This window comes from Sulfitobacter sp. SK025 (genome assembly GCF_003352105.1).
In the GTDB taxonomy this organism is placed as follows: domain Bacteria; phylum Pseudomonadota; class Alphaproteobacteria; order Rhodobacterales; family Rhodobacteraceae; genus Sulfitobacter; species Sulfitobacter pontiacus.
In genome coordinates, this window is record NZ_CP025808.1 from 484,384 (window position 1) to 506,517 (window position 22,134).

Sequence of the window (22,134 nt, forward strand, 5' to 3'; positions counted from 1 at the left end):
ACCGCAGCGTTTTCCGTGAACAAGGTGGCCTCCGTCCGTGACCCTTCGTATTCTGCACACTGCCGATCTTCACCTCGATTCACCGCTTCGTAGTTTGGCGATGAAGGATGACCGTCTGGTCGCGCAGGTGCGCGGCGCCAGCCGGCAAGCGCTTGAGACGATGGTGCAATATTGCATCGACGAGAGGCTCAGCGCTTTTCTGATCTCGGGCGATCTTTATGACGGGCAAGAACGTAGCGCGAAAACCGCCGCGTATCTCGCCGCGCAGATGCATCGTTTGGCGCAGGCTGACGTGCGGGTGTTCTATATCAAGGGGAACCATGACGCGGAAAACCCGATCGCGGGGGAGATCGACCTACCGCCGAACGTGCATGTGTTCGACGGGCGGGGGGAGAAGGTACAGTTGGCGGACCACCCCGTCTATATTCACGGCGTCAGCTTTCGCGACCGTCACGCGCCGGAAAGCCTGCTGCCGAAGTATACCGTGCCAGAGGCGGGGGCGGTTAATATTGCGATGATGCATACCTCTCTCGCGGGGGGCGAGGGGCATGATCTTTATGCGCCTGTGTCGGTCGGCGAACTGGCGGGGGCTGGGTTTGATTATTGGGCGTTGGGGCATGTTCACAAACGCGCGGTGCACAGCGAAGACCCCTGGATCGTGATGCCGGGCATGCCGCAAGGGCGCGATATCGGGGAGGCGGGGCCAAAGTCCGCTAGCCTGCTGACGATCGAGGATGGCAAGATCTCGGTTTCCGAAGTGGCGACCTCGGTCGTGGAATTCCGCCGCTGTGATTGCGATGTGACGGGGGCGGAGGCTGACGAAGATCTGCGCCGCAAACTGCGGTCGGCGTTGCAGGCACAGGCCGGACGGGGGGCTGCGATCTTGCGGTTGCGGTTGACGGGGCAAACGGCGCTGGCGTGGCAGATACGCCAGTTGGCGGATGTTTGGCGCGCCCAAGCCGACGAAATCGCGGAAAGCATCGGTGATCTGTGGATCGAGAAGATGTCGGTGGATGTAACGGCTGTATCTGAGGATGCGGTGGATGGTGCTGTGGCCGAGGTACAGCAGTTGATGACGGACATCGCCAAGGAGCCCGCCACTCGGGACAGGTTGCAGCAAGAATTAAGCCAGATCCTTGGCCTATTGCCTGCTGACCAGCGCCGCGCCCTCGCTCCGGATGCAGAGGCGCAAGAGGCGTTGTTGCGGCAGCTGACCGATGAGGCGGTGTTGACCATGGCCGCGCAGATGCGAGGAGCGGGCGAATGATGCGGCTGCAGCAGCTTGCGCTGGACCGATTTGGTCACTTTACCGACCGCGTGCTGGATTTCGGCGCGCGCCCCGCGAACGGATCGGACTTTCATATCGTCTTTGGCCGCAATGAAGCGGGCAAAACCACCCTGATGGAGGGGTATCTGAGGCTGCTTTACGGTTTTGCAGCGCGTGAACCCTATGCCTTCAAACACCCCCGCGCGAACCTGCGCGTCAGCGGTACCGTCGATATTGACGGGCAGATCCACCGGCTGTCCCGATTGCCCAAACGCTCGGGCAATCTTGTGGACGGGGCGGGCAAACCTGTGCCGGATGCTTTGCTGTCTGCGGCGCTGCGCGGTGTGTCGCAAAAGGAATACCAAAGTCTGCTGTGTCTCGACGATGAAACAATCGAGGCCGGCGGCGAAGAGATTACCAAAAGCGAGGGGGATATCGGGAAGCTGCTGTTCTCTGCTGCGGCGGGTATCAGCGATCTGTCGCAGGTCTTGGGGCGGGTGGAGCAGGGCAATCGTGACCTTTATCTAAAAGGCGGTACAAAATCAGAGTTCGCGGCGCTGAAGGCTGCGCATGCAGAACTGGTCCAGCAGATCAAGGATCATGACGTCAGCGCCGCCGCGTTTCGCGAGTTGCGTCTTGCGCGGGACGCCGCCCAAACCGAAGAGCAGCGTCTGCGCGCCGCCAAGTCCGAGCTTTCCGTTCAGAAAACGCGGCTGGAAGCTATACTTGATGCGCATCCATTGGCGACAGAATGGAAAACCCTAGAGGCGCAGCTTACCCCTATCGCGCATTATCCCATGACGCTGGAGTTCGACAGCGAAGACTTGATTAAAATGATGACGAAACGGATCGCACTTGTTGCCGAAAGGGAACGGTCCGTCGCCGAGGTGGACACCTTGCGGGCCGCGCGAGACGAGGTCGCCGTCAACGCGGATGATTTGGCGCGGGGGGCTGATGTTGATGCGCTTGCCTTCAAGAAAAGTCAGGTAGAGGCGGGGCAATCCGACCTGCCCAAACGCGAAGCACAGTTGATGCAGGACACCGCTGATATGCGGGCGCGGCTTGATGCTCTGGGGTTGCCCGCCGATGGCGCGCTTGCGCAATTCATCTTAAGCGATCCGGCCCTTGCGGCGCTTGAACAGGCGCGCGCCACTCTGGACGATGCGCGCAAGCATCTGCAAACCACTCAGGCGGAGGCAGAGGTCGCGCGCGACAAATACGATGACGCTGCACGAGCCCTGCGCGATACCGAAGAAGAGACCGCCGTCGACGCGGATGTCGAACGCCTGTTCATGCAGGCCGAAGCGGAGGATCTGGTCAGTCGGTATAATGACGCGCTGCGCCGGCTCGCGGCGGATCGTCAGGGGGTGGCCACTGCCTTGCGCGGGCTGGCGCGGCATAATGTGGCGTTCGAGGCGGTTCCGGCACTTCCGCTCGGCAGCCGGCGCGCGCAGGAATTGATGCAGGCCCATGGGGAAGCGCGGCTTGCCCTGCGTGCTGCCGTGCAGGCGGGAACCACGGCAGCCGATCGTCTGGCGGGTGCCGAGACAAGACATGCGATGGCCGCGTCGGCCCCAGACTTGATCAGCGATGATGCCGCCGCCAAAGGGCGACAAACCCGAGATGAGTTATGGGCGCTGCATAAAGATGTGTTGGACATGGCCTCTGCCTCTGCGTTCGAGGCCGCCATGCGGGCGGATGACGCGCAGACCTCATTACGCGCCGGGCAAAGCCAATCGCTGGCGGAAATGCGGCAGGCGGAACGACAGTTGATCGAGGCGCGGCAGGATCATGAGAGGGCGCAGAATAAACGTACCGAGACCGAGGCGGCGTTTGATCATGTGACGGGTGAACTGCGGTCCCACCTCGACGCACTTGGCCTGCCCGAAACCCTTTCCGCCGAGGATTTTGTCGAATGGGTACGCGACGCAGAGGCGGCGCAAACTGCAGCCGAAACCTTAAAGACATCTGAACAGGCCAACACAGACCTATTGCGCGCGGCAGAGCAGATGCGCGACGATCTGGCAGCACGGTTGGGGGCAGGGGATGCGCCTTTGCGGACCGTTGTGCTCATGGCCAAAACCCAGATCGCAGCGTCGCGCGAGCATCAGAATGCGCAAAAGCTCGCACAGGCCACAGTGCGGCAGGCCACGGCAGAGCGGGATCGCCGAGCAGCCGCAGCGGACAAGGCACGCACGGCCGTGACCGAGGCGCGTGACCAGTGGCGCGATGCCGTCGCGACGCATCTTCCGGCGCTGCAGGCTGGCATAGAAATGTGGAACGGGCTGACCGGCCTGCGCAGTATCCGAGAGGTCGACGCCCGCATGGCTGGTGTCCGACGTCAGATTGCGGGCATCAAACAGGATCGCGCCGGTTTCATCGCACAGTTGGATGCACTGGATGGCGGGGCAGACGCGCAAGAACAGCCCTTGGCGCGCTACGCCGCTTTGCAAACCGCGGTGGAGCGTGCCCGTCAGGCCCAAGCGCGCCGCAGCGATCTGGACGCGCGCCTTGCCGAGGCGGAGGACGCCGCGGCTGAGGCGCTGCGCGAGATTGCCGTGCTTGATGATCAGGTCCAACTTCTGGCCCGTGCGTTTGATGACCAGATAGACACCTCTACCCTTGATGTATTGCGTCAGGCGACGGCGACCGCGCAACAGGCAATTGCTCTGCGCCAGCAAAGTTCGGATTTGCGTACCCGTCTGCTCTCGATCCTGGGGGTTGATGGTTGGGAGCAGGCGCAGGAACGCCTCAGCGCCGCGCCCCTCGCACAGGCGCAAGTGGAGCTTGCCGAGCTGTGCGAAGACCTGTCGCGACTTGGAGCAGAGCTCGACAGCGCGATTGCTGCGCGCGCGCGGGCGCAAGCGGCGCTGGATGCGGTTGGGGGGGATGGTGATATCGCGGCGCTCACCTCGCAAAAGCGCACGGCCGAAGAACAGATGCAGGCCGTGATGCTGCGCTATCTGACGGGGCGCTTTGGCCATACTTTGGCCGAGGATGCCATCCGCCGGTATCGCGACACCCACCGCAGCACGATGCTGGCCGCGACCGAACAGGCCTTCAGCGATCTGACCCAAGGGGCATACAATACACTGACCACGCAGCCTGCCGCTCAGGGGGATGTGTTAATGGCTGTGCGGGCAGAGGATGGGGTGTCTAAGGAAGCTGCGGCAATGTCTAAAGGGACGCGGTTCCAGCTTTACCTTGCCCTGCGCGCGGCGGCCTACGAGCAGATGGCGTCAACAGGAACCGTACTGCCGTTCTTCTGTGATGATGTGTTTGAAACCTTCGACGAAGACCGCACCCGCGCGGCCTGTCGCTTGATGCAACGGGTCGGAAAGCGCGGGCAGGCAATCTATCTCACCCACCACCAGCATGTGGTCGATCTCGCCCAAGAGGCCTGCGGCACAGATGTGACCGTGCACCGGCTGTAACGCCCGATATGGATTCGCGATTATCCGGCCCGCGAGTCGGCGATTCCACCGCAATGCCCTACCTGTGGTTGGGTCGAGGCACGAAAAGCTCCGTATAAGCGGAGAGAGATACCCTGACGGGACTTGGTGCTGCAAATTTCCGACGCTCAGAAAGTCAATAAAACAGGCGTTTGTGAAGGTTTTTTGACGAAAAGGATAAAATCCGAAAAAAGGGGTTGCGGGTATTTGGAACAAACCTTAGAACGCCCCTTACCGGAGACGCAGACACGCTGACACGGGGCGCTAGACGGGGACGACGGGTTACGGTTCGGGTCTTACGTAGCGGGAAAATTCTGAGGTAATTGAGGCGGGGCGCGCTGAAAGTTTACGGCGCATCTTGGTTTCTTTTGTCTCGACGCTCTTTGAAATTGATAGATATCTGAAGAGATATGTGGGCGGTTTGGTTCATTCGATGGATCAACGTCTGTATATCGCGCTCTTAGGCTTCGGCCGATGATGGAGTGTCAGCTTCACTGTTTGGACGGCTTTTCGTTACTTTGGTAACTTTAAGCACTTCAAACGGAGAAAACGCCTGTATCATTCAGTAAGTGATGCAGGTTTGATGTGCAGAGGTTCGACGTCAAGGATACGCAGTAATGCGTTTCAACTTGAGAGTTTGATCCTGGCTCAGAACGAACGCTGGCGGCAGGCCTAACACATGCAAGTCGAGCGCACCTTCGGGTGAGCGGCGGACGGGTTAGTAACGCGTGGGAACATACCCTTTTCTACGGAATAGCCTCGGGAAACTGAGAGTAATACCGTATAAGCCCTTCGGGGGAAAGATTTATCGGGAAAGGATTGGCCCGCGTTAGATTAGATAGTTGGTGGGGTAATGGCCTACCAAGTCTACGATCTATAGCTGGTTTTAGAGGATGATCAGCAACACTGGGACTGAGACACGGCCCAGACTCCTACGGGAGGCAGCAGTGGGGAATCTTAGACAATGGGCGCAAGCCTGATCTAGCCATGCCGCGTGTGTGATGAAGGTCTTAGGATCGTAAAGCACTTTCGCCAGGGATGATAATGACAGTACCTGGTAAAGAAACCCCGGCTAACTCCGTGCCAGCAGCCGCGGTAATACGGAGGGGGTTAGCGTTGTTCGGAATTACTGGGCGTAAAGCGTACGTAGGCGGATTGGAAAGTTGGGGGTGAAATCCCAGGGCTCAACCCTGGAACTGCCTCCAAAACTATCAGTCTAGAGTTCGAGAGAGGTGAGTGGAATTCCAAGTGTAGAGGTGAAATTCGTAGATATTTGGAGGAACACCAGTGGCGAAGGCGGCTCACTGGCTCGATACTGACGCTGAGGTACGAAAGTGTGGGGAGCAAACAGGATTAGATACCCTGGTAGTCCACACCGTAAACGATGAATGCCAGTCGTCGGGCAGTATACTGTTCGGTGACACACCTAACGGATTAAGCATTCCGCCTGGGGAGTACGGTCGCAAGATTAAAACTCAAAGGAATTGACGGGGGCCCGCACAAGCGGTGGAGCATGTGGTTTAATTCGAAGCAACGCGCAGAACCTTACCAACCCTTGACATCCTGTGCTAACCCGAGAGATCGGGCGTTCACTTCGGTGACGCAGTGACAGGTGCTGCATGGCTGTCGTCAGCTCGTGTCGTGAGATGTTCGGTTAAGTCCGGCAACGAGCGCAACCCACATCCTTAGTTGCCAGCAGTTCGGCTGGGCACTCTAAGGAAACTGCCCGTGATAAGCGGGAGGAAGGTGTGGATGACGTCAAGTCCTCATGGCCCTTACGGGTTGGGCTACACACGTGCTACAATGGCAGTGACAATGGGTTAATCCCAAAAAGCTGTCTCAGTTCGGATTGGGGTCTGCAACTCGACCCCATGAAGTCGGAATCGCTAGTAATCGCGTAACAGCATGACGCGGTGAATACGTTCCCGGGCCTTGTACACACCGCCCGTCACACCATGGGAGTTGGTTCTACCCGACGACGCTGCGCTAACCTTCGGGGGGCAGGCGGCCACGGTAGGATCAGCGACTGGGGTGAAGTCGTAACAAGGTAGCCGTAGGGGAACCTGCGGCTGGATCACCTCCTTTCTAAGGATGATCTTAGCAGCGAGAACTTGTTCTCACTCGTAGATCACTTAGCAGGTCAGTAAACAAAACTGACCATATTCAAGGCATCGCAAGATGACCTTTCGGACCGAGCCGTCCTCATATCTCTTCAGCAAGCGTCTCACGCAGTGAGGCGCGAAGCCCCGACAGGGTATTTGCGCAGCAAATGTCCCGAAAGGGGCAGGGTTGCTTCACGCAGCCAACGTAACACGCAGCCCTCGGGCTACGCTGGGGCCTTAGCTCAGCTGGGAGAGCGCCTGATTTGCATTCAGGAGGTCAGGAGTTCGATCCTCCTAGGCTCCACCAAGCATACGGCCCTTGAATAACCGCTTGGGCTGGTCCCTCTCGGGACATTCCTTCGGAATGCCCTGCCGGGACGTCGCGGTTTTGCTTCGCAAAACACGCTGGGTCGGTAGCTCAGGTGGTTAGAGCGCACGCCTGATAAGCGTGAGGTCGGAGGTTCAAGTCCTCCTCGACCCACCAAGATCTTTGCCAGCTAAAGATCGTCGCCCAAACAGGGTTTTGCGCAGCAAAGCACGCGTTGGGCAAGCACACGATTTGACCATTAAGCACTGTACGCAGTTCTTAATCGTCCAATCGGACGGCGCGCAAGCGCATGGGTGACATTCCTTTGGAATGCATCTGATTGACATCGTAAAGAGAGATACAGTTACTTTAAGAGTAATCTTGAAGTAACAAACAACACGATCTGATCGCACCGCGTTAGGTGATGATCTCGGTTGCTGCTCCTTTTGGAGCCGGCGTTTACTCGACTGTTTCCTCGGTCTTTTGAACGTATCGCGACTGAAAGCGACGTGTTGTCCAAGTCAAGTACACTAACCAGAGTAGTGACGCCTGCTTCCTGCACGGAAGGTAGGCTAGATGCACTGCTCGCTGTCCACTCTGAGAGAGTGGGCGGGTAAAAGTATGCTTTTGATCTGGAATAAGGGAAGACAGTTTCTTACCAGCTTCTGTCTCCCGCGTTGGACTGACGTCCTGCACTCTACCGGCCGTTTGAGGGTCTAAATTGTCCTCAAGTAGCTGAATAGGCGGTAGGACATTAAATCAGTCTTTCTTTTTCTGGATCAAATCAAGCGCGAAAAGGGCGTTTGGTGAATGCCTTGGCAGTAAGAGGCGATGAAAGACGTGATACTCTGCGATAAGCCATGGGGAGCTGAGAATAAGCTTTGATCCATGGATTTCTGAATGGGGCAACCCACCTGATTGTTTATTGTTGTCCTACCGCTTTGCTACTTGAGGACGTAAGTTCGCAAGGTGCAGACGGTGGGTTCATCAGTAAGCAGAACCAGGTATTTATAGACTGAATACATAGGTTTATAAAAGCAAACCCGGGGAACTGAAACATCTAAGTACCCGGAGGAAAGGAAATCAATTGATACTCCCCTAGTAGCGGCGAGCGAACGGGGACCAGCCGAGCCATGAGTGTGGTTAGAATGCGTTGGAATGCGCAACCAAAGTGGGTGATAGTCCCGTATAAGAAGCATGATTGGACGTATTAAGTAGGGCGGAACACGTGAAATTCTGTCTGAAGATCGGAGGACCACCTTCGAAGGCTAAGTACTCCTTACTGACCGATAGTGAACCAGTACCGTGAGGGAAAGGTGAAAAGCACCCCGACGAGGGGAGTGAAACAGTACCTGAAACCGAACGCCTACAATCAGTTGGAGGGTCTTTACGGCCTGACAGCGTACCTTTTGTATAATGGGTCATCGACTTGGTCTCACAAGCAAGCTTAAGCCGTTAGGTGTAGGCGTAGCGAAAGCGAGTCTTAATAGGGCGTTGAGTTTGTGGGATCAGACCCGAAACCGAGTGATCTAGGCATGGCCAGGTTGAAGATAAGGTAACACTTATTGGAGGACCGAACCCACATCCGTTGAAAAGGATCGGGATGAGCTGTGCCTAGGGGTGAAAGGCCAATCAAACTCGGAGATAGCTGGTTCTCTGCGAAATCTATTTAGGTAGAGCGTCATCCGAATACCCTCGGGGGTAGAGCACTGGATGGGTAATGGGGCCCCACAGGCTTACTGATCCTAACCAAACTCCGAATACCGAGGAGTACTAGATGGCAGACACACAGCGGATGCTAACGTCCGTTGTGAAGAGGGAAACAACCCTGACCTACAGCTAAGGCCCCTAATTCATGGCTAAGTGGGAAAGCAGGTGAGACGACCAAAACAACCAGGAGGTTGGCTTAGAAGCAGCCATCCTTTAAAGATAGCGTAACAGCTCACTGGTCTAAATAAGTTGTCTTGCGGCGAAGATGTAACGGGGCTCAAGCCATGAGCCGAAGCTTAGGATGCATTAATTGCATGGTAGCAGAGCGTAGTGTGACATAAGACTTATCTTTATTATCGCTTAACGTCTGTTTGGTACGTGTAAACGTGCTCAAGTAGCCGTAGGCGGTAGCACAAGATAAAGTCTTTTCTGTGAAGCCGGCGCGTGAGCGATCCGGTGGAGAGATCACTAGTGAGAATGATGACATGAGTAGCGACAAAGAGTGTGAGAGACACTCTCGCCGAAAATCCAAGGGTTCCTGCTTAAAGCTAATCTGAGCAGGGTAAGCCGACCCCTAAGGCGAGGCCGAAAGGCGTAGTCGATGGGAACCAGGTTAATATTCCTGGGCCAGATGGAAGTGACGGATCTCGAGGGTAGTTCATCCTTATCGGATTGAATGGGCTGCTTAGAGGTCCCTGGAAATAGCTCCATCGCTAGATCGTACCCTAAACCGACACAGGTGGATAGGTAGAGAATACCAAGGCGCTTGAGAGAACTATGTTGAAGGAACTCGGCAAAATACCTCCGTAAGTTCGCGAGAAGGAGGCCCGGTTCCTAGGCAACTAGGGGCTGGGGGCACAAACCAGGGGGTGGCGACTGTTTATTAAAAACACAGGGCTCTGCGAAGTCGTAAGACGACGTATAGGGTCTGACGCCTGCCCGGTGCCTGAAGGTTAAAAGGAGGAGTGAGAGCTCTGAATTGAAGCCCAGGTAAACGGCGGCCGTAACTATAACGGTCCTAAGGTAGCGAAATTCCTTGTCGGGTAAGTTCCGACCTGCACGAATGGCGTAACGACTTCCCCGCTGTCTCCAACATAGACTCAGCGAAATTGAATTACCGGTCAAGATGCCGGTTACCCGCGGTTAGACGGAAAGACCCCGTGCACCTTTACTACAACTTCACACTGGCATTAGGCCGAACATGTGCAGGATAGGTGGTGGGCTTTGAAACGTGGACGCCAGTCTGCGTGGAGCCTCCCTTGAGATACCACCCTTGTTCTGCTTGATGTCTAACCGCGGTCCGTTATCCGGATCCGGGACCCTGTGTGGTGGGTAGTTTGACTGGGGCGGTCGCCTCCTAAATCGTAACGGAGGCGCGCGAAGGTTGGCTCAGAGCGGTCGGAAATCGCTCGTTGAGTGCAATGGCAGAAGCCAGCCTGACTGCGAGACTGACAAGTCGAGCAGAGTCGAAAGACGGCCATAGTGATCCGGTGGTCCCAAGTGGGAGGGCCATCGCTCAACGGATAAAAGGTACGCCGGGGATAACAGGCTGATACTGCCCAAGAGTCCATATCGACGGCAGTGTTTGGCACCTCGATGTCGGCTCATCTCATCCTGGGGCTGGAGCAGGTCCCAAGGGTACGGCTGTTCGCCGTTTAAAGAGGTACGTGAGCTGGGTTTAGAACGTCGTGAGACAGTTCGGTCCCTATCTTCCGTGGGTGTAGGATACTTGAGAGGAGTTGCCCCTAGTACGAGAGGACCGGGGTGAACGATCCACTGGTGGACCAGTTGTTATGCCAATAGCAGTGCTGGGTAGCTATGATCGGACAGGATAACCGCTGAAGGCATCTAAGCGGGAAGCCCCCCTCAAAACAAGGTATCCCTGAGAGCCGAGATAGACCATCTCGTCGATAGGCCAGAGATGTAAGCGTAGTAATACGTTCAGTTGACTGGTACTAATTGCTCGATAGGCTTGATTTGATCCAGTAGAAGAAAGACTTCTTACTAGGACAAAAGCATACACATACAATCAGTCGTACTGACTTGGACAAACCCTTACCCAGAATGGTGAGGGGGCGGGAACGCGCATCCTTCGGATACGCTCTCTCCCGCTTGTTGCTCTTTTGCCAATGGCAAAAGCAGCAACATAGAGGTTTTACTCGGTTTGGTGGTCATAGCGTAAGCAAAACACCCGATCCCATCCCGAACTCGGCAGTTAAGTGCTACTGCGCCAATGGTACTGCGTCTTAAGACGTGGGAGAGTAGGTCACCGCCAAACCTAGCAAAACCTCTACGTATCTCTCAAACGATGACAAAAAAACAAACGCCAATACAAAAACATTGGCCCCCGGCGCGGGATGGAGCAGCCCGGTAGCTCGTCAGGCTCATAACCTGAAGGTCGTAGGTTCAAATCCTACTCCCGCAACCAACTTTAACGAAATTTCGAATTCAACAACGCCCGCATCACCTGCGGGCTTTGTGGCGTTTTGAGCCAACGTGATGGCGCGAGGGGTGACCTGATAGGAACGCAGGTCCCGCTACCTATAGCTGAATTTACGGAAGTGGGATGCTTCGTAAACACAAAGATTCGCACATAGACAGCTCAGCGAGAGCGCACACTGTTAGCCTTCCACTCAAACAACCTGAACGCGCCCTAGAGCCGCAGCAGGCGTGCCTCATGGCGTTTCAGCGTGTTCCGCGCGGCGTTGTATTGCTTTATCCCGATCTGCTCTGAAAGCGCGGGGAACAGCGCCAGGATCTCGTCGCGTTGCGCTTGGCCGATGCTTTGGAGTGTCTCTACTCCCGGCTGAAAGCTTTCTGTCCATGCCCCGTCCGACAGCACAAGCTGATGGCTTTCGAACATCAGGTGCACGTATTGAACAGAAGGAGGCGTGAACGTCCGGATCGTGTCACCATTCACCAAGTGCTTCGCGGCGACGAGGACCTCGTCCTGACCAAAATGTAGCATCGATCGCGCATCGGAAATAAATATTCGGTGGTTGGGTGAAACGATAAGGTCCCGTTCCGGCGTTCCAGCGCCGAGAGCACCCGCCGTGATCAAAACGGGGCGCAGGTGTGGATAGACGACCAGCTCCGCCGCTGTCAGCTGACGTGCGCCGACCCAAGAGACCTTCTGCATTCCGTTGTCGCGTGTGATGACAGCGTCACCGGCTTTCAAGTGCTCTACAGGGGTGTCGCCTTTTGCAGTGGCGATCAGGCTGCCCGCGGTGAAACATGGCACGGTGTTCCCGACATAGAACTTGCCGTTGCCATCCTCCAACGTACCGGATGCGATGGAGCCGTCGCCGTCAAAATCCTGATCCGTATTGCGGTCAATCTTGAGTGTGCCGATATTGTCGCCCGCATTGGTACCTGGTGCCACCAGTAGATTCCCAAATGTCGGCGCGCTTGGGTCGTTGGCGCCGCTTTCAGTGCGGGGCACCAGAACGTTGGCGTTGAACCGCACGTAGGTGTCGCCAAGTCCGCTGACATCGCTTTGGATAATCGCCGATTGGCCGGGGTTCCTCGGAACGTAATTATATTGGACGATACCGGAGTTATAGTCGGCAGCACTGGCATAGACCTTGATCCCGATGAAGGACGATCCCCCGTCAAGTTCACCGTCAGCCGTTTCATTCTGTGTGATGAATTCGATGATGGCATCGTCAGCGAAGGGCTGGCTGCCACCGGAAAGTGTCATCTGACCAGCGCCGTTTTGGCCTGCGCTGGAGTTTGTCGACACAGCGGGATTGTTGATAACATCGATACCAAACGCAAAAAAGCTCGCCATCTCTTTGTCCTCTGGTGGCCTGTGGGTCGGTCAAATGATCCGGACCGGCCTAGTTTATAGTAATTTCTGCAAATTCATTAGCGATAAGTGGCGACAAATCGACTTAACTTTTGACATATCACATGGATGTGAAGCGAGCCCGACGCCAGTGGGGCGTCTTTGATGGCGCTATCGATGGTGGTTGATATGCCGCAGATGCGATGCTGATTTGAAAGGGCAGTTTGATGGGCAGGTACAACGATCGCTAAGGCAGCACTAAGTAACAGTGAAACAAAACAGCGACTTATCGGGGATAAGTGGTGCCCAGGAGAGGACTCGAACCTCCACACCGTTGCCAGTACTAGCACCTGAAGCTAGCGCGTCTACCATTCCGCCACCTGGGCACAGGGGGGTTGTGAGGGAGCGTTTATTGTTGTGGGGCGGGGGTGTCAATTGGATTCTCGCAACAAAATGAAACGGCGTTAAAATAAATCCGGAAAACCGAGGTTCGGTGCGGTGGGCCGGGCTTTCGAGGGGATCTCTGCCGGAATTGCTGCTTGTTCCCGAGGGGGGCTGGATGTATCTGTAGCGCTAGATTTTCTGGTCAGGGGTATCATCATGGCAAAGCTGGTCACGGTTTACGGCGGCTCCGGGTTTGTGGGGCGGTATATCGTTCGTCGCATGGCGTTGGCGGGGTGGCGGGTGCGCGTCGCGGTGCGTCGCCCGAACGAGGCGCTGTTTGTGCGCACCTACGGCACTGTCGGCCAGGTCGAACCGGTCTTTTGCAACATCCGTGATGACGCGTCGGTGCGCGATGCGCTGCAGGGCGCTGATGCGGTGGTGAACTGCGTCGGTATTCTGGCCGAGGCGGGGAAAAACACCTTTGACGCCATTCAGGCCGACGGCGCAGAACGCATTGCGCGCTTGGCCGCCGCCGAAGGGATCACGCGTTTGGTGCAAATCTCTGCCATCGGGGCGGATGCCGAGGCGGATAGCGAATATGCCCAGACCAAGGCGATGGGGGAGGCCGGTGTGCTCAAGCATATGCCGCAGGCTGTTATCCTGCGCCCCTCGATCGTGTTCGGCCCCGAGGATGACTTCTTTAACCGTTTCGCTGGTATGACGCGGATCAGCCCCGCGATCCCTGCTGTGGGGGCGGATACGCTGTTCCAGCCCGTCTATGTAGATGACGTGGCCCACGCGGCGGAGCTTGCGGTGACAGGCAAGGCCCCTGCCGGTATTTACGAATTGGGTGGCCCCGAGGTCGAAAGCTTTCGCGGCCTGATGCAGCGTATGCTTGACGTGGTGAACCGTCGCCGCATGGTTGTCGCCTTGCCGACTTTCGTGGCGAAGGTGATCGCCTTTGGCCTTGATGTGTTGCAATCGGTGACGCTCGGCCTGGTCAAGAACAACACGCTGACCCGTGATCAGGTCAAGAACCTGGCGCATGATAATGTCGTGGGCGAGGGGGCGCGGGGCTTTGATGCTTTGGGGATCAGCCCCGTGTCCATGGGCTCCGTCCTGCCCGAGTACCTGTGGCGGTTCCGCCCCTCGGGCCAGTATGACGAGATCAAGCAATCCGCGAAGAACCTGCGGACCTAACGATTTCGATGTCGAATTTGGAAAGGCCCTGCCGGCGACGGCGGGGCCTTTTTCGTTAGCTGTAGGCGTATACCAACAGCGCTGCCCCCAGCAGGATGCGGTAGATCACATAAGGGGTGAAATTCACGCTGCGCAGCAGGCGCATCATCAGGAACAGTGCCAACAGTGCGGCGACGAAGGCGAAGCCCGCCGCGATCGACGCGTCGCGCGCGAGCTGGGCGTCGGCTTGCCCGATCACATCCAGTGACAAAAGCGCGCCAGAAGCGAGGATCGTGGGAATCGACATCAACATGGACAGCGTTGCGGCACTGGCGCGGTCATAGCCCAGTTTGCGGGCGGCGGTGATGGTGATGCCCGACCGCGATGTGCCGGGGATCAGCGCAAGCGCCTGCGCCAGACCCATCCAGACGGCACCTTTGATATCCCAGTCGCCAGTATCCCGATCGCTGCGCCCCGTGCGATCCGCCCAATAAAGCACGATACCGAAAAGCAGCATGGTCCAGCCGATCACCGCGACAGAGCGGAGCATTTCCTCAATCCCCAGCAGTTTGAACGCCAGCCCGACGACCAGCACCGGAAGTGTTGCGAGGATCAGCAGGGCGGCCAGCCTTGCGCCGGGGGTGTCCATCTTGCCGCGCAGCAGGCGACCAAGCCCGATTGTTGCTTCTGCGACCTCCGACCGGAAGTAGAGCACGACCGCAAGAAGCGTGCCCACATGCACCGCGACATCAATCGCAAGCCCCTGATCCGGCCCGCCGGTCAGCGTTGGCAGCAGGATCAAATGACCCGAGGAAGAGACAGGGAGAAACTCTGTCAGACCTTGAATGATTGCGACAAGCAGCAGTTGGAACACGGTCATAAGGGGGGCGGCCTTTGGGTCATTGGCGATGGCATAGGCATATAACTTTGGCGGGCTGGAAGGGAAGCCCGTTGTTGGGTCCGAATCGGACATAAATATATGGTAAATTTGCGGAAATATCGGAGCTGATATGAAATAAACCGCATATAGGTCAGCAATACTGCCTTTATAATCGTTTGGGGCCTGTGTATGAGGGGGCAGCAACGTGTTTCAGGCGGAGAGATCCAAGATGGCAAAGCAGCCAATGCTCAAGTTTACAACGGTTTCCCGGGATATGCCCGAAAAACGGATGCCGAATCTGCGTCGTGAAGACTTTAAAGAGATTTATGCGGAATACGCGGATGAGAAAGCGCAGGAGCAGTCCAGCCGCTGTAGCCAATGTGGCGTTCCCTATTGCCAGACCCATTGCCCGCTGCACAATAACATTCCTGACTGGCTGCGCCTGACCGCCGAAGGGCGTCTGCAAGAGGCCTATGAGGTCAGCCAGGCCACCAACACCTTCCCCGAAATCTGCGGCCGCATCTGCCCGCAGGACCGTCTGTGCGAAGGCAACTGTGTGATCGAACAATCGGGCCACGGCACTGTGACCATCGGCTCGGTCGAGAAATACATCACCGATACCGCGTGGGAAAATGGCTGGGTGCAGCCGATCAAGCCCAAGACCGAACGCGCCGAATCCGTTGGCATCATCGGCGCGGGCCCCGGTGGTCTGGCCGCAGCCGACGTGCTGCGCCGCGCGGGTGTGCAGGTCACCATCTATGACCGCTATGACCGCGCGGGTGGTTTGCTGACCTACGGCATCCCCGGTTTCAAGCTGGAAAAAGATGTGGTCATGCGCCGCAACGACCAGCTGGCCGAAGGTGGCGTTAACTTTGAATTGAACTGCGATGTGGGCGTCGACATCAGCTTTGCCGATATCCGCGCCAAGCATGACGCCGTGATCATCGCGACGGGCGTCTATAAAACACGTGACATTCAGGCCCCCGGCGTGGGCGGCGTTGGCCTTGAGCGCGCGATTGATTTCCTGACCGTGAGCAACCGAAAAAGCTTTGGCGACAAGGTAGAGGAATTCGATTCCGGCCGTTTCAATGCCGAAGGGAAGCGTGTCGTCGTGATCGGCGGCGGTGATACCGCGATGGACTGTGTACGGACCTCGATCCGTCAGGGGGCGACCTCGGTCAAATGTCTGTACCGCCGTGACCGCGCCAACATGCCCGGCTCGCAACGCGAAGTGCAAAATGCCGAGGAAGAAGGTGTGGTCTTCGAATGGCTGTCCGCGCCCAAAGGGTTCGTCGGTGATCCGGTCACCGGCGTCGTCGTGCAAAAGATGCGTCTTGGCGCGCCTGATGTCTCGGGTCGTCAGGCCCCCGAGGTGATCGAGGGTGCCGATTATGTCGAAGAGGCGGATCTTGTGATCATGGCGCTTGGCTTTGAACCCGAAGACCTGCCCACGCTGTGGAACACGCCCGAGCTGCCGGTCAACCGCTGGGGCACGGTCAAGGCCGACTATATCACCGGCGCGACCGAGCTGGATGGCGTCTATGCCGTGGGCGATATCGTGCGCGGTGCGTCGCTGGTGGTCTGGGCCATCAAGGACGGGCGCGACTGTGCGCAGGCGATCCTTGAAAAGATGGGGGCCAGCGTGGCCATCGCGGCCGAATAAGCGCCCCTTTCAACTGATATTTCGCGCCTCGGGCGCGCCCGATTTAGGAGATTCCAAATGACCAAATATGATGACGCCTGGGTAGCACGCGAAGAAGCAAAACGCGCCTTCATGGCAGAAAACGGTCTGTATTCCGAAGAAGAAGAGCATTCATCCTGCGGGGTGGGTCTTGTTGTGAACATCGACGGCTCCAGCAGCCGCGCGGTTGTCGAAAACGGGATCAAGGCGCTCAAGGCGATCTGGCACCGTGGTGCGGTGGATGCCGATGGCAAGACCGGCGACGGCGCGGGCATCCACGTGCAGATCCCCGTCAACTTTTTCTATGATCAGGTGCGTCGCACCGGTCACAGCCCCCGCGAAGGCGAATTGATCGCCATCGGTCAGGTCTTTCTGCCGCGCACCAACTTTGCCGCGCAGGAAACCTGCCGGACCATCGTTGAAACCGAAGTGCTGCGGATGGGCTACTATATCTACGGCTGGCGCCACGTGCCCGTCGATACCTCTGTTCTGGGGGAAAAGGCCAACGCGACCCGTCCCGAGATCGAACAAATCCTGATTTCCAACGCCAAGGGCGTGGACGAGGAAACATTCGAGCGCGAGCTTTACGTCATCCGTCGCCGCATCGAGAAAGCCGCGCTGGCCGCTCAGGTGCCAACGCTTTACATCGCGTCGATGTCCTGCCGGTCGATCATCTACAAGGGCATGATGCTGGCGCAGGATGTTGCCAACTTCTACCCCGACCTGATGGACGAACGCTTTGAATCCGCGTTTGCGATCTATCACCAGCGCTATTCCACCAACACCTTCCCGCAGTGGTGGCTGGCGCAGCCCTTCCGCATGCTGGCCCACAACGGCGAGATCAACACGCTCAAGGGTAACGTCAACTGGATGAAAAGCCACGAGATCCGGATGGCCTCGGGCACCTTTGGCGACATGGCCGAAGATATCAAACCGATCGTCGCCGCGGGGTCGTCCGACTCTGCCGCTCTGGATTCGGTGTTCGAAGTCCTGGTGCGCGCGGGTCGTTCGGCCCCGATGGCGAAAACCATGCTGGTGCCTGAAAGCTGGTCAAAGCAGGCGGTCGAGCTGCCTCAGGCATGGCGCGACATGTATTCCTATTGCAACTCGGTGATGGAGCCTTGGGATGGTCCCGCAGCGCTGGCCATGACCGATGGCCGCTGGGTCTGCGCCGGTCTTGACCGGAACGGCCTGCGCCCCATGCGTTTCGTCGTCACCGGTGACGGCATGCTGATCGCGGGTTCCGAGGCGGGGATGGTCCCGCAGGACGAGGCGAATGTCGTGCGTAAAGGCGCGCTTGGCCCCGGTCAGCTGCTGGCGGTCGACATCGAAGAAGGCAAGATGTTCGGCGACACCGAGATCAAGGACAAGCTTGCCGCGTCGCGTCCCTTTGGTGAATGGGTCGGCAAGATCAACGAGCTGGACAAAGCGCTTGGCGATGTCGAGGAAAAGGCCCTGTTCTCGGGCGATGAGCTGCGTCGCCGTCAGGTGGCAGCGGGCTATACCATCGAAGACCTCGAGCAGATCCTCGCACCGATGGCCGAAGATGCGAAAGAGCCCTTGGCGTCCATGGGCGATGACACCCCGTCGGCGGTTCTGTCGAACCAGTACCGCCCGCTCAGCCACTTCTTCCGCCAGAACTTCAGCCAGGTCACCAACCCGCCCATCGACAGCCTGCGCGAATTCCGCGTCATGAGCCTGAAAACGCGGTTCGGGAACCTCAAGAACGTGCTGGATGAATCCAGCACCCAGACCGAGATCCTCGTGCTCGACAGCCCGTTCCTCGCGAACGCGCAGTTCGATCAGCTGATGACCGAATTCAACGCGAATTCCGTCACCATCGACTGTACGTTCGAGCCGGGCGGCAACAACCTGAGCGAAAACCTGCGCCGCATCCGGGACGAGGCAGAAGACGCCGTGCGCTCGGGCGCTGGTCACATCGTGCTGACCGACCAGTTCAGCGATGCGACCCGCGTGGCGATGCCGATGATTCTTGCGACCTCTGCCGTGCACAGCCAGCTGACCCGCAAGGGCCTGCGGACCTTTACCTCGCTCAATGTGCGCTCGGCCGAATGTGTGGACCCGCATTACTTTGCCGTGCTGATCGGCTGTGGTGCCACCGTGGTGAACGCCTACCTTGCCGAGGATTCGCTGGCGGATCGTATCGGGCGTGGTCTGCTGGACATGACCCTGACGACCGCGATGGCCCGCTACCGCGAGGCGATTGATCAGGGCCTGCTGAAAATCATGGCGAAGATGGGCATCAGTGTCATGTCCTCCTACCGTGGCGGCCTGAACTTCGAAGCCGTAGGGCTGAGCCGTGCGATGTGCGCGGAATACTTCCCCGGCATGACCAGCCGCATCAGCGGGATCGGTGTGACCGGTATCCAACGCAAGGCCGAAGCGGTCCACGACCGTGGTTGGCAGGGTGATGGCGTCGTCATGCCCATCGGCGGCTTCTACAAGGCGCGCAAATCCGGCGAGACCCACGCATGGGAAGCGTCGTCGATGCACATGTTGCAAATGGCCTGCAACAAAGCGTCCTACCAGATGTGGAAGCAATATAGCGCCAAGATGCAAAGCAATCCGCCAATCCATCTGCGCGACCTGCTGGACATCAAGCCGCTGGGGGCCCCAGTGCCCATCGAAGAGGTCGAATCCATCACCTCTATCCGCAAGCGTTTCGTGACGCCGGGCATGTCCCTTGGCGCGCTGTCGCCCGAGGCACATAAGACCCTGAACGTCGCGATGAACCGCATCGGAGCCAAGTCAGACTCTGGCGAAGGCGGCGAAGATCCGGCGCACTTCGTGCCCGAGGCCAACGGTGATAACCCCTCGGCCAAGATCAAACAGGTGGCGTCGGGCCGTTTCGGTGTGACTGCCGAATACCTGAACCAGTGTGAAGAGCTTGAAATCAAGGTCGCTCAAGGGGCCAAGCCGGGCGAGGGTGGTCAGCTTCCGGGCATGAAGGTCACCGACCTGATCGCCCGTCTGCGCCATTCGACCAAGGGCGTGACCCTGATCTCGCCCCCGCCGCACCACGATATCTATTCCATCGAAGACCTTGCGCAGCTGATCTATGACCTCAAGCAGATCAACCCGCGCTGCAAGGTGACCGTGAAGCTGGTGGCGTCCTCGGGCGTTGGCACGATTGCGGCCGGTGTGGCGAAGGCCAAGGCGGATATTATCCTGATCTCGGGCCACAACGGCGGCACGGGCGCATCGCCTGCAACCTCGATCAAATATGCGGGTCTGCCTTGGGAAATGGGCCTGACCGAAGCGCATCAGGTTCTGGCTATGAACAACCTGCGGGACCGCGTTACCTTGCGGACCGACGGTGGTTTGCGCACAGGGCGTGACATCGTGATGGCCGCGATGATGGGAGCCGAGGAATACGGCATCGGCACTGCCGCGCTGATCGCCATGGGTTGTATCATGGTGCGTCAGTGCCAGTCGAACACCTGCCCCGTCGGTGTCTGCACCCAAGACGAAGCGCTGCGTGGCAAGTTCACCGGCAATGCGGATAAGGTCGTGAACCTGATCACCTTCTACGCCACCGAAGTGCGCGAATTGCTCGCCTCCATCGGGGCGCGTAGCCTGGATGACGTGATTGGCCGTGCTGATCTTCTGGCACAGGTCAGCCGTGGGTCTGCGCATCTTGACGATCTGGATCTTAACCCGCTGCTGATCACCGTCGATGGCGCGGCAGAGATCGTCTATGACCGCAACAAGCCACGCAACGCTGTGCTGGACACGCTGGACTCTGAAATCGTGCGCGACGCCGCGCGTTTCCTTGAAGATGGCGAGAAGATGCAGCTCAGCTATGCGGTGCAGAACACGCACCGTACCGTGGGCACCCGCGTCTCAAGCCACATCATCCGCAACTTTGGCATGAACAACCAGCTGCAGCCCGATCACCTGACGGTCAAGCTGACCGGTTCGGCAGGGCAGTCGCTGGGGGCCTTCGCGGCACCGGGGCTCAAGCTTGAAGTGTCGGGCGATGCGAATGACTATGTCGGCAAGGGTCTGTCGGGCGGCACCATCGTCGTGCGCCCGTCTATGGCCAGCACCATCGTCGCCTCTGACAACACCATCATCGGTAACACGGTGCTTTATGGTGCGACCAAGGGATTTTTGTTCGCAGCGGGCCGTGCCGGTGAACGTTTCGGCGTTCGGAACTCGGGCGCGCATGTGGTGATCGAAGGCTGCGGCAGCAACGGGTGTGAATACATGACCGGCGGTGTGGCCGTGATCCTGGGCGAGATCGGCGCGAACTTTGGCGCGGGTATGACGGGCGGTATGGCCTATCTCTACAACCCCGATGGCAAGGCCGACAAAATGCTGAACCGCGAAACGCTGGTGACCTGCCCTGTCACGGTCGAGCATTGGGAAAACCAGCTGAAGGGTCTGATTGAACGGCACCTGCAGGAAACCAACAGCCGCAAGGCCGAAGACATCCTGCAGCACTGGGACATTGAAAAGGATAACTTCCTGCAGATCTGTCCCAAAGAGATGCTGGTCCATCTGCCCGCCCCGCTGAGCGTCGAAGAACACGCGATCCCGGCGGAGTAAGCAAAACGGATAGATCGGGCGCGGGGGGAACCTCGCGCCCGATTTCTTTTGTGCGTCGCCCACGCTTTACCGGGGCCGCAACCGGCCTATAGTTACGGGATGATCAAAACACTTACCTCTCGCGTCCGGCTGATGGCGCTTTTGCTGGTGGGGCTCGCGCTTGCGGCCTGTACCGATGCTGCGCCCAAGGGCGGCGGCGATATTCTGGTGATTGGCGATTCCGTCATGGCGTGGAACGGATCAAGCGATCAGGCGATCCCCGATGCGATGGCAGCTAGCCTCGGGCGCAACGTGGTCAGCAAGGCCGTCCCCGGTGCACAGTTCAGCAATGACAGCACGCTTTTATCCGCTGTCGGTTTCGATATTCAGGATCAGTACCCCGGCGGGCGGTGGAACTGGATCGTGGTGAACGGCGGGGCCAATGATCTGGGGTTCAACGACTGCAAATGCGCGGCCTGCACGCCTGTTGTCGACACGCTGATCGCTGCCGATGCCGCCACTGGGGAAATCCCCGCCTTCCTGTCGGGTTTGCGCAGCACGGGCGCGCAGGTGATGTGGATGGGGTATTACGCAGGCAATGGCAAAGGGTCATTCGAAGGCTGTCGCGATGATCTGGTGCTGCTGGAACGCCGTATCGCGCGGTTTGCGGCACAAACCCCGGGGGTGACATTCCTTGATTCAGAAACCGTCATCGACCGTCAGAATCCCAGCCTGTTTGCCAGCGATAACACCCACCCGTCGCCCAAGGCCTCTGCGCTGATCGGGGCCTATCTTGCAAAAGGGATTTCCGCCCGCAGTGCCCGTTCACAATAA

8 protein-coding genes, 4 tRNA genes and 3 rRNA genes are annotated in these 22,134 nt (G+C 58.1%); 12 read left to right on the forward strand and 3 right to left on the reverse strand.

Annotated elements, in window-relative coordinates; all coding sequences use genetic code 11:
* The first annotated feature begins 100 nt into the window (after positions 1–100).
* The 8 genes from C1J04_RS02250 to C1J04_RS02285 all read left to right on the forward strand — a co-directional run bounded on the left by C1J04_RS02250 (position 101) and on the right by C1J04_RS02285 (position 11,266).
* Complete coding sequence (locus C1J04_RS02250; RefSeq protein ID WP_009825784.1) at positions 101–1,267, forward strand: metallophosphoesterase family protein; 1,167 nt, start codon at positions 101–103, stop codon at positions 1,265–1,267.
* A complete protein-coding gene (locus C1J04_RS02255) occupies positions 1,264–4,701 on the forward strand; it encodes an ATP-binding protein (protein WP_009825785.1) in 3,438 nt (1,145 codons plus the stop codon). Before C1J04_RS02250 ends, C1J04_RS02255 begins: the two co-directional genes overlap by 4 nt.
* A gap of 643 nt (positions 4,702–5,344) precedes the next feature.
* Positions 5,345–6,804: ribosomal RNA gene (locus C1J04_RS02260) — 16S ribosomal RNA — on the forward strand.
* 248 nt (positions 6,805–7,052) lie between these two features.
* Positions 7,053–7,128 (forward strand) — tRNA-Ala (locus C1J04_RS02265).
* A gap of 100 nt (positions 7,129–7,228) precedes the next feature.
* Positions 7,229–7,305: transfer RNA gene (locus C1J04_RS02270), tRNA-Ile, on the forward strand.
* Between the two features lie 605 nt (positions 7,306–7,910).
* Positions 7,911–10,818: ribosomal RNA gene (locus tag C1J04_RS02275) — 23S ribosomal RNA — on the forward strand.
* A 183-nt stretch (positions 10,819–11,001) separates the two neighbouring features.
* Positions 11,002–11,116 (forward strand): 5S ribosomal RNA (gene rrf / locus C1J04_RS02280).
* The 16S, 23S and 5S rRNA genes sit together here with 3 tRNA genes alongside, the layout of an rRNA operon.
* A gap of 73 nt (positions 11,117–11,189) precedes the next feature.
* Positions 11,190–11,266 (forward strand) — tRNA-Met (locus tag C1J04_RS02285).
* Positions 11,267–11,491: 225 nt separating this feature from the next.
* On the opposite strand, the gene C1J04_RS02290 is transcribed toward C1J04_RS02285, so the two are convergent.
* Positions 11,492–12,628: a Hint domain-containing protein gene (locus C1J04_RS02290; RefSeq protein WP_009825786.1), complete on the reverse strand. Its 1,137-nt coding sequence runs from the start codon at positions 12,626–12,628 to the stop codon at positions 11,492–11,494.
* 297 nt (positions 12,629–12,925) lie between these two features.
* Positions 12,926–13,011, reverse strand: a tRNA-Leu gene (locus C1J04_RS02295).
* Positions 13,012–13,225: 214 nt separating this feature from the next.
* Here C1J04_RS02295 and C1J04_RS02300 point away from each other — a divergent pair.
* On the forward strand, positions 13,226–14,209 hold the full coding sequence (locus tag C1J04_RS02300; RefSeq protein WP_009825787.1) for a complex I NDUFA9 subunit family protein: 984 nt from the start codon (positions 13,226–13,228) through the stop codon (positions 14,207–14,209).
* 55 nt (positions 14,210–14,264) lie between these two features.
* On the opposite strand, the gene C1J04_RS02305 is transcribed toward C1J04_RS02300, so the two are convergent.
* Positions 14,265–15,068, reverse strand: coding sequence for an undecaprenyl-diphosphate phosphatase (locus tag C1J04_RS02305; RefSeq protein WP_037954055.1), 804 nt, complete (start codon positions 15,066–15,068; stop codon positions 14,265–14,267).
* Between the two features lie 229 nt (positions 15,069–15,297).
* Here C1J04_RS02305 and C1J04_RS02310 point away from each other — a divergent pair, with 229 nt between their 5' ends.
* From C1J04_RS02310 to C1J04_RS02320, 3 genes are all read left to right on the forward strand, one after another.
* Positions 15,298–16,731, forward strand: a complete 1,434-nt coding sequence (locus C1J04_RS02310) for an NAD(P)-dependent oxidoreductase (RefSeq protein WP_037954057.1) — start codon at positions 15,298–15,300, stop codon at positions 16,729–16,731.
* Between the two features lie 57 nt (positions 16,732–16,788).
* Positions 16,789–21,321, forward strand: coding sequence for a glutamate synthase large subunit (gene gltB / locus C1J04_RS02315; protein WP_009825790.1), 4,533 nt, complete (start codon positions 16,789–16,791; stop codon positions 21,319–21,321).
* 99 nt (positions 21,322–21,420) lie between these two features.
* Positions 21,421–22,134, forward strand: coding sequence for an SGNH/GDSL hydrolase family protein (locus C1J04_RS02320; RefSeq protein ID WP_114865239.1), 714 nt, complete (start codon positions 21,421–21,423; stop codon positions 22,132–22,134).